Below are 8,764 nucleotides of genomic sequence, written 5' to 3'. Positions count from 1 at the left end.
AATAATATCAATAGAAAACTGAAAATGTCCAACTCATCTGATTATTACCATCTGCGTCGATTTTTAGCAGTCCTTTGTTTTATTGCAGCTTTTGGCTGTTTGATTGCATTTTTTATGACAGGTTTACAGCATTATATCTTGTTGATCCTGATGGTACTTCTATTCATCTTGGCGTATTTTATTGCGCCTTATTCACAAGCAAGACGAAGTTGGAAATCGGATGTGGCACAAGAATTTTTACTAGATCAATGGTTTATTGAAGGTTTCTTTCATGTGATTGCTTATCCGATTCGGATGATCTTTTCACTCATTCGACATATTTTAGATTAAGTTTGGCATTCACCTTTTTTATGAAAGCAAATTAAGGTATTTCAGCATACACAGCTAAGACTTGTTTTTGTTTCTTACTGAGTTTAGCTGTAACCAATTGATAAGAAGTTTGAATTAAATCTTCAATCAAGGTCACATCAATCTTTTCACCTGCATACACTGAAATCCAATGCTGTTTATTCATATGATAGCCTGTATGAATAGAAGGATATAAATCACGTAAAATTTCAGATTGTTCAGGTGTGCATTTGAGATTCACTATCTTTTGAGTTGCATGTTTAAAACTCATCATAAAAATTTTATCCATGACTTTAAATACATGAATATCCTCACCAAAAGGATAACTGAGCTCAGCCAAAGGTTTTTGTGCAGCAATTCGCATGGCGTATGTTTGAATCTCATCTTCATTCATGAATTTTATTTCCTATTTTTTACATATCATTTATGGATAAATGGTAATGATCGTTCCATCGTCAACCAATGTCCAGATTTCATCCATATCGCCATTGCGAACAGCAACACAACCCCATGTCCAATCTTTTTGCGGTAAATAATCCATCAGTTTTGGCAATTTATTCACTTGTGCGGTGGTTGCAGAACCGTGAATCATAATGTCACCACCCGCAGATACACCGAGTTGCTTGGCTTTGGCTTGGTCTTGTGCGTTTGGATAAGATACATGTAAGGATTTATAAAAAGCACTTTTTGGGTTGCGCCAGTCTAAAACATATTGTCCTTCAGGCGTTTTTCCATCACCTTCTTGAACTTTATGCCCGATTGGATCGAAGCCCAGACGCATAGGATAAGTGCGAATGGTTTGTTCACGGTGTAATAGTTTGACGATACGTTCAGATTTATAGACTTTGACTTCGGTAATCGGTGTATCTTGGCGAATTTTTGCCATTTCAGTAGAGGTTAGGCTGTGAATTGGTGTTGTGGCAGGTTCAGATGGAAGATATTTACCATATTTTTGGTAGGCAAAAGCGCCTGCAATCGCAAGAAGAATTAAAGTGATCAAGAGAATAATTTTTTTATTCATTTTTAAAATAATCGTGCTGTTTAAGCTTAATTTTACAAAGAATCATGTTTAAAGCTGTGGTGATCTTGTTTTTAAATATTCAAATGATTGCAAAGGGCAGCATGTGCGACCCATGTGCAATTTTAAACGTGGATTAAGATGAACAACTCACCATGACTTCAGGCACATCGCTTGCTAATGGAGCTAAATCCTCAGCTCGTTCCACATCAGGCTGTTTGGTAAATGGCTGACTGAGTAATTTAAATAGTCGATCGACTTCTGAAAAATCATTACGTTCAGCGAGTTCGATGGCTTTTTGTGCCATGTGATTACGCAAAATATAGATTGGATTGGCTTTGCACATCTCTGCATTCAGTGTGTCTATATCCTGATTTTCACGGATATTTTCATACTGTGCCAGGAAGCTTTCAAACTGTCGGCGGTCAAGACAATCATCTTTGATCGCTTCATATTGTTTGTTCTGCAAGCGAATAAAACTGTCGGTATAGTCCAATTGTTCGCTTTGCAAAATTCTTAAAAAAGCCATTGCACAGTCAAAACTGTCTTTGTGAAAACTTGGTAAGCCCATTTTTTGACATAAGCCATGCGTGTAATGCTCTAAAAATGTCGGTTCAAAATGTTCTAAGCAATCCGCAAGGTCTTTTTTAAATTGTTCTTTATTTTCGGGTGTTGCCAGTGGAATGAGATTATTCAACCAATTCCATAAGTTCCAATGGGCAATGCTTGGCTGGTTCTGATAAGTATAACGCCCATTATAATCACTGTGATTATTGATCCAATTTGGACGGAAACGCTCCATAAAGCCGTATGGTCCAAAGTCCAAAGTTGAACCTGTAATGTTTAAGTTATCGGTATTCATTACGCCATGGGCAAAACCAACCAATTGCCATTTGGCGATCATCACGGCAGTGTTTTGAATGACTTTGGTGGCAAAGGCTAAAATTGGATTTTCAGTTTCTAAACATTCTGGATAGTGCCATTCAATGCATTTTTGGGTAAATTCTTGGAGTAACTCAGGCTGATATTGATTGATCCATTCAAAATGTCCAAGTCGAATATGACAGTCAGACGTTCGTAACATCATTGCGCCCAGTTCTAACTTTTCACGTTGTACGCCTTGTTCCGAAGTTGTAAACCCCACTGAATTACTTGATGGTACGCCTAAAGCATTCAGTGCATGTCCTGCGAGATATTCACGGATTACAGAACGCAAAACAGCACGACCATCGCCCATACGCGAGTAGGGGGTTGAGCCTGCGCCTTTTAAGTGTAGATCAATAGTTTGACCTTGCTTATTCAAAATCTGTGCGATGAGTAAGCCACGTCCATCACCGAGTTGTCCTACCCATTGTCCAAATTGGTGTCCTGCATAGACCATGGCTAAGGGATGAAATTCAGGAAAGGTTTTTTGCCCGCTACAGATTTCAACCCATTCGGCTTTTTCTTGTTCTGACCACTGCAATTCATCTGCCAATGCAGCATTGAAATGTCCTGCTTTTGCACCTTTGAGTGGTGAGGGCATTTGTTCGTGGTAGAGTTTTGGGCTTAAAGTTGGGTAGCGGGAATTGAATTTCATAACAGAACATCGACAGAGCTTTGCTGAAACTATAGCAAAGTTATAGGATAAGCTGTGTAAAATAGAAAAGAATGACAATATGATTGAACACGTAGAAGTAGAGCAATTGCCAATTTTGGCTAATTATAGTGTTGCTCAAATTGCTTTTATACTAAATCTTGATTTAAGTTCGTTATTGTTTCAAAAAGGTTTTATACCACACCTGTTCTATATGGATGGTGTAGGTTGGGCGGATGGATTTATATTTAAATTAGATCGAGATTATTTCTTTCTTCAAGCTGAAACACTATTCACAAATTTTTGTACAGAGGTTCATACAACGAGCTTTAGACCTGCACAGCAATCTATTCAGATACTCTTTGAGGCTTTAAATATTTCAAAAGAGTGTATAGAAATAAATATTTTTGATGGAGAGATTGAATATATGTCTATCCAAAATCAACTCAGTCTACAATAAAACATGTTGAACCAGTTATCTTTTTTACAAGAAGAAAGGGCTTTAAAAAGCCAAAAGAAAAGCTCCATTTCGGAGCTTTTCAGTGAATTCAGATTGGATTAAGACACAACATTCTTTTTAATGCCACGCATTAAGGTTTCTAAACGTGAACGATGATGACTTAGTTTTTGTTCAACCAATTGGAAATCAACTTTTAATTTGCCATCCATTTGGTGAATTTTTTCAGCAACAGACGCTTTTTTCGCTTGAATCTCTTGCTCTTTTAACTTTGCCCAATCATTTAAAGTATGGGTAAACGCCTCGTATTCTTGAGAAACTTTTTGTTTCATTGCAGCAATATCAGCATTTACATCATGCCCATATACGGCTAAGTCTTGTTCAGCATATTTAAACTTCATTGCCAATTCTGCTTTTTTGATATTAAAGCTTGGAATACGGCGAAGATTTTTTGCTAAACCAACTTTAGAGCATGACCAGATGAGCCATTTTGTTGGATCATATTGCCACCATTTCACACCATTACGGTAGTCGTATTGGAAAATGTGGTGATAGTTATGATAACCCTCTCCCCAAGTTGCAATCGCAAGAATGAAGTTATCACGTGCTGTATTTTCATCTGTATAAGGACGTTTGCCCCACATGTGACAGAGTGAATTGATGAAGAATGTGACATGATGACTAAAGATTAAGCGTAATAAACCACCTAATAAAAGTACGCCCCACATATCACCTACAGCCCAACCGATTGGCAATAAAATCGCAGCATGAACCACGATTACCAATGGAATGTAGTATTTGTCTTGGAACATGACAATTTTATCATTGAGCAAATCAGGGGCATTTTTATAGTTTGCTTCAGCTGCTGGATAATTACGTAACATCCAACCGATATGTGCATACCAAAAACCGTTATTAATCGAATACGGATCTTGGTCCACATCATCAACATGACGATGGTGTGTGCGGTGACCTGAAGCCCAAAACAAAATACTGTTTTGAACTGCAAAAGTACCCATAATCATTAAAATAATTTTAAGCAGTACAGTCGCTTCATAAGCACGATGTGCCCATAAACGATGATAACCTGCTGTAATACCTAAGCTACTTAAACCAAGTAGTACAAATAAGCTGATCCACGCCGCAGTACTGAAATCATGATGCCAAGCATATAAAGGAATGGCGATCAGTGCAACGATAGGTAAAAAAACCAACGCAAAAACACCGATCCAGTTAATTGGGGCTTTGGGTAGGGGAGCATTCATCTCCAACAGCACTCCTAAGAACCTTTCAAATATGAGGTAAAAATATGATACAGCCAACTACTTTTTATGGGGCTGCAATGCGTGAATATTAACATGCTAAAACAGTTGTTCACTAGCATTATTGTACAACTGTATTGTACAAAACAGTAACAGAATAAAACATTTTTTTGAGGGGTTTAATCGGAAAAAAGAAACAGCGTGGTTTGTGCAAATTTAAGTTACATTATGTGGTGAAAATGTGCATAAAATCTCTATTAGTTATTGATTTTTTATAAAAAATTACATTTTAAAATGTTAATTTAAGATCGGGGTAAAACAAAAAATAAACAATTTAAATATAACATTATTGCTTTTGTTGTAGAGAAATTTGCATCATTTTAGGGAAATCTGTAATCAAACCTTGAACGCCAAGTTCACGTAAATGTTTAGCACGTTCAATGTCATTCACCGTCCATACACTGATGTTTAAGTGAGCGGCTTGGGTTTTTTGAATGATGTCATCGCTTGCAAGTTGATTCATCCAACCAATTTGCACACAATTCAGTTCAAGTGCTTGTTCAATGCCACGCTCACCGATGTCCTCTTCGATGAGTAAACCTTGTTTAAATGGTGTTTGTTGTCGTTTTAAAGCTTGATGAATTTTCAAATCAAAACTGGTAATCACTGCTGTTTGTGCAAAACCTTGTAATTGACGTTGTAATTCTAAAGTTAATTGTTCAGCTTGTGCTTCTGTTTCAACTGCTTTAACTTCAACTTCAATATGTTGGAAATCCTGCATAATCTGAAGTGATTGTTGGAGTGTTGGAGTGATTTGTTTTGCCCAATCCATCCAAATATGGGCTTGGTTGTAGCTGTCTAGTTCTGTACTGTTTAAAGCATATAGTGCTTGGTCAATACCTGTCGTTCTCAGAAAATTATCATCATGCATGATGATCAGTTCACCATCTTTGAGTTGTCGCACATCAAACTCGACTGCACGAATGCCTAAGTCATGGATATACTGAAATCCACCTAACGTATTTTCTGGTGCTTCGCCACGTGCGCCACGATGCCCGATGATTTTCATAATGAACTCTATTTGGTTTTTCTTTCTGAATAAAAGTATAAGCTGAAAAATGTCGTATATTGTATTGAAATGTTAGATGAATTTTATGGCGAGAAATTCCTCCCTGTTTAAAGGGAGGTTAGGTAGGATTTTATGTGATTGTGATTTTCTGGATAAAGCTTGAATCAAATCGTCTCATTAATATTTTTTTGCCATAATACTTCGCTACCACCTTCAGCACGTTGTAATGTACGAGATGCAACAAAGAACCAATCAGATAAGCGGTTTAAAAGTTGCAATGCAGTTGGCTGAATATTCTGGTCACGGCTTTGTACCGTCATTAAGCTGCGTTCAGCACGGCGACAGACAGATCGTGCTTGATGAGCATAGCTACAAACAATCGTACCTGATGGTAAAATAAAATCTTTGAGCATCGGAAGATTTTCATTCATACGGTCAATTTCTTGTTCAAGAAATTCTACACAAATCGGTTGAAGTAAGTTGTAATTAGGAATGCAAACCTCACCACCTAGATCAAACAACCAATGTTGAATTAAACTCAGTGATTTGTCCCATTCTGCTTTATTTTCGATGCTGCTAAGTGCAATTTGAGAACGTAATACACCAACACTTGAGTTGAGTTCATCGACATCACCCAAAGCAGCGATGCGTAAGTCATCTTTGGCAACACGAGAGCCATCGCCCAAACCTGTTGTGCCTGCATCACCTGTACGAGTATAAATTTTACTTAAACGATGTCCCATGGGTATTTCCTTGAAAGTTTTAAAATTTAAATCTGAAATTAAAAAGGATAATGCCATAATTATGACATTATCCTTAAATTTTTCTGTGGTTTAGTGGTGAATCTTAGTATTTAAATGTCACACCCGCTGTAGCAAGACGACCACCATTAATATACCAATCATTTGTAGGATAAGTATTTAAGACTTCACGGTATTCAACATCACCTACATTTTGGATATTGGTAAATAACTTCACATTTGGTGTTGCATTCCAATATGCATTGAGGTCAACAGTCGCATAACCCGATACACGAGCTGTATTATTTGAATCAGCATAAGATTTAGAACGGGCAATCAGTGATGCACTGATGCCATAAGTTGCATTTTCTAAGCCTGTACTGATCGTAAGTGTTTGGCGAGGACGATAAGCAATTTCTTTACCGTTTTCTTTATTTTCAGAATCGACAAAAGCATAAGCAGTTGATAAAAATAAATCATTTTGATGCCATTTTACTTCTGCTTCACCGCCTGTAAATTCTGCTTTGTTAATATTCATATTTTGGCTGACTGGGAAAGTTGTTTGCCAATCACCATCACATGTTGCAATACAGGTATAAGCAATTAAGTTTTTGATTTCTGTATGGTAAATAGATAAGTTTGTACTTAAATTTGCTGTGAGATCATAATCAGCGCCAAGTTCATAAGAGATACTTTCTTCTGGTTTTAACTGATCGTTACCGCCCCATTGTGAATACATTTCATTCAATGTTGGTGCACGGAAAGCACTACCAATATTGGCATAGACACTCGCATTAGGTAAGAAATGGTAGCGAATCGCACCTTGACCCACAGTATGTGTACCAAAGCGTTCGTTATCTTCTACACGTGCACCGAGTTGTGTATCAAAACGGTCATTTTTAAATTGGTGCTGCACATAATAACCTGTGCTTTCAACACTTTGGTCGTTATTGGTAATGGTGTTACTTTGATAGTTGGCATCATTATAGGTTGCGCCCACTAAGATATTTTGATTGGGTGTAAACTTCCATTTTAAGTTTAAATCAGCTTGATTATTTTCAGTATCGTAGTGTGATTTATATGCAGGAACATTTTGTTTGTCTTGAACATTGGCATAATGCGCATTTAAAATTAAATCAGGCAAAATGTGATAAGCCACATTGGCATTGATTACACGATTTTCAAACTCACGTTGTGCAGTATTCACAATGTAGTCATTACTAAAAATACTTGTGCCTTTATTTTCACTGATCGAAGCAGAAGCATCTACTACATTTTCTTGACTATAACCAAATTTGGCATTGTAGCCTTTTTGATCATAACTGGCTTTTTCACTTTTAGGCTGGTTTTCAAAAATTCGAGTGCCATCACTTTCTAAACGTTGACCACCGACTTGTGCATAAAAGCCCTGATCTGTTACGAGATTTGCTTTGGCAATGGTTTTGTAGGTTTTGTTTTCACCATAGATACCTGTAAGCTCAGCGCCTGTCTGTGTTGGTTTTTTAGAAATGAGTTGAACAACACCACCTATTGCATCACTGCCATATTGAACAGAAGCTGGACCTTTAAGGATTTCAATTTGGTTGACATCAGTCGTGTCCAAAAATGCAGGATATAATGGACCAAGTTCATTTTGACTATTTAAACGAGCACCATCTTTAAGTACTAAAGTATGGACAGCTTTTGTTCCACGTAATGCAATATCCGAAATTTGCCCCATACCCCCACTTTGTTTGATATATACAGCGGGTTCTCTTTGAATAATATCTGAAACATTGAGGACGGAATTTTGCTCAATGGTTTTTTCATCAATAACAGTTAAACGTGCAGGTACATTTTTAATATTTTCAGCAGAACGGCTTGCTGTAAATACAATCGTATCTAAAGTAGAAATTGGCGCAGTTTCAGTGCTTGATGTTTCCGCAGCAAAAGCAGTAGAAGATAGCCCCATCGCAATAGCGACAGCACCTACAAGTGCAGTAGGTTTAAAAGCTGTACGTTGATAAAAAACAGTCATGATATGCTCCATACATTCACCCCACGTGAATGATTGAGTTGAGAGGCACAACAAGTTGGTATCCGGACTTAAATATAGAATAGTTGATATTCCACTTATTTCTGCCTTCCCATACGTTATGTGATGTACAGTGGCTTAAATTATAAAATTTAAACGAAATAAGATTCTTTATTACCGTTGCGGGGGCAGTGTTGGATTTACACCAACTTCCCAAAGCCGAAGCTATAGACTTGTTGTCTTTGCGCGCAGTATAGTTGTGGTGAAAATAACTTACAAG

General features: G+C 37.3%; 9 protein-coding genes and 1 riboswitch. Of the genes, 2 read left to right on the top strand and 7 right to left on the bottom strand.

The window, feature by feature from the left end; all coding sequences use genetic code 11:
* Window positions 1-330: hypothetical protein (locus AVJ19_RS19680; RefSeq protein WP_213067268.1), on the top strand; the 330-nt coding region annotated here is incomplete at its 5' end.
* 31 nt (window positions 331-361) lie between these two features.
* Here AVJ19_RS19680 and AVJ19_RS19675 read toward each other — a convergent pair.
* The 3 genes from AVJ19_RS19675 to AVJ19_RS19665 form a co-directional block, all read right to left on the bottom strand.
* A complete protein-coding gene (locus AVJ19_RS19675; protein WP_111861258.1) occupies window positions 362-742 on the bottom strand; it encodes an MmcQ/YjbR family DNA-binding protein in 381 nt (126 codons plus the stop codon).
* Between the two features lie 30 nt (window positions 743-772).
* Entirely contained in the window at window positions 773-1,369 is a 597-nt protein-coding gene (locus AVJ19_RS19670) for a L,D-transpeptidase family protein (RefSeq protein WP_111861257.1), read from the bottom strand.
* A gap of 133 nt (window positions 1,370-1,502) precedes the next feature.
* On the bottom strand, window positions 1,503-2,945 hold the full coding sequence (locus AVJ19_RS19665; RefSeq protein WP_111861256.1) for a protein adenylyltransferase SelO: 1,443 nt from the start codon (window positions 2,943-2,945) through the stop codon (window positions 1,503-1,505).
* Between the two features lie 79 nt (window positions 2,946-3,024).
* Here AVJ19_RS19665 and AVJ19_RS19660 point away from each other — a divergent pair, with 79 nt between their 5' ends.
* The gene (locus AVJ19_RS19660) at window positions 3,025-3,402 is read left to right on the top strand and encodes a hypothetical protein (protein ID WP_111861255.1); all 378 of its coding nucleotides are present in this window, start codon (window positions 3,025-3,027) and stop codon (window positions 3,400-3,402) included.
* A gap of 98 nt (window positions 3,403-3,500) precedes the next feature.
* Here AVJ19_RS19660 and AVJ19_RS19655 read toward each other — a convergent pair whose 3' ends face one another.
* The 4 genes from AVJ19_RS19655 to AVJ19_RS19640 all read right to left on the bottom strand — a co-directional run bounded on the left by AVJ19_RS19655 (window position 3,501) and on the right by AVJ19_RS19640 (window position 8,499).
* Window positions 3,501-4,664, bottom strand: a complete 1,164-nt coding sequence (locus tag AVJ19_RS19655) for an acyl-CoA desaturase (RefSeq protein WP_111861254.1) — start codon at window positions 4,662-4,664, stop codon at window positions 3,501-3,503.
* A gap of 343 nt (window positions 4,665-5,007) precedes the next feature.
* On the bottom strand, window positions 5,008-5,730 hold the full coding sequence (locus tag AVJ19_RS19650; protein ID WP_111861253.1) for a glycerophosphodiester phosphodiesterase: 723 nt from the start codon (window positions 5,728-5,730) through the stop codon (window positions 5,008-5,010).
* A 164-nt stretch (window positions 5,731-5,894) separates the two neighbouring features.
* Window positions 5,895-6,473 carry a cob(I)yrinic acid a,c-diamide adenosyltransferase gene (locus tag AVJ19_RS19645; protein ID WP_111861260.1) on the bottom strand — a complete coding sequence of 193 codons (579 nt, stop codon included), beginning with the start codon at window positions 6,471-6,473 and terminating at the stop codon, window positions 5,895-5,897.
* Between the two features lie 103 nt (window positions 6,474-6,576).
* Window positions 6,577-8,499 (bottom strand): TonB-dependent receptor plug domain-containing protein, encoded by a 1,923-nt coding sequence (locus tag AVJ19_RS19640; RefSeq protein WP_111861252.1) that lies wholly within the window; start codon window positions 8,497-8,499, stop codon window positions 6,577-6,579.
* 23 nt (window positions 8,500-8,522) lie between these two features.
* Window positions 8,523-8,736: riboswitch (cobalamin riboswitch) on the bottom strand.
* Window positions 8,737-8,764: the final 28 nt, after the last annotated feature.

Source organism: Acinetobacter sp. CFCC 10889 (assembly GCF_003268395.1).
In the GTDB taxonomy this organism is placed as follows: domain Bacteria; phylum Pseudomonadota; class Gammaproteobacteria; order Pseudomonadales; family Moraxellaceae; genus Acinetobacter.
The sequence above is the reverse complement of the archived record's forward strand: the minus strand, read 5'-3'. Positions and strand labels throughout refer to the sequence as shown.

Coding starts and splice junctions, on each gene's coding strand:
- AVJ19_RS19675 (WP_111861258.1), bottom strand. CDS start 742: ATGAATGAAGATGAGATTCAAACATACGCCATGCGAATTGCTGCACAA.
- AVJ19_RS19670 (WP_111861257.1), bottom strand. CDS start 1,369: ATGAATAAAAAAATTATTCTCTTGATCACTTTAATTCTTCTTGCGATT.
- AVJ19_RS19665 (WP_111861256.1), bottom strand. CDS start 2,945: ATGAAATTCAATTCCCGCTACCCAACTTTAAGCCCAAAACTCTACCAC.
- AVJ19_RS19660 (WP_111861255.1), top strand. CDS start 3,025: ATGATTGAACACGTAGAAGTAGAGCAATTGCCAATTTTGGCTAATTAT.
- AVJ19_RS19655 (WP_111861254.1), bottom strand. CDS start 4,664: ATGAATGCTCCCCTACCCAAAGCCCCAATTAACTGGATCGGTGTTTTT.
- AVJ19_RS19650 (WP_111861253.1), bottom strand. CDS start 5,730: ATGAAAATCATCGGGCATCGTGGCGCACGTGGCGAAGCACCAGAAAAT.
- AVJ19_RS19645 (WP_111861260.1), bottom strand. CDS start 6,473: ATGGGACATCGTTTAAGTAAAATTTATACTCGTACAGGTGATGCAGGC.
- AVJ19_RS19640 (WP_111861252.1), bottom strand. CDS start 8,499: ATGGAGCATATCATGACTGTTTTTTATCAACGTACAGCTTTTAAACCT.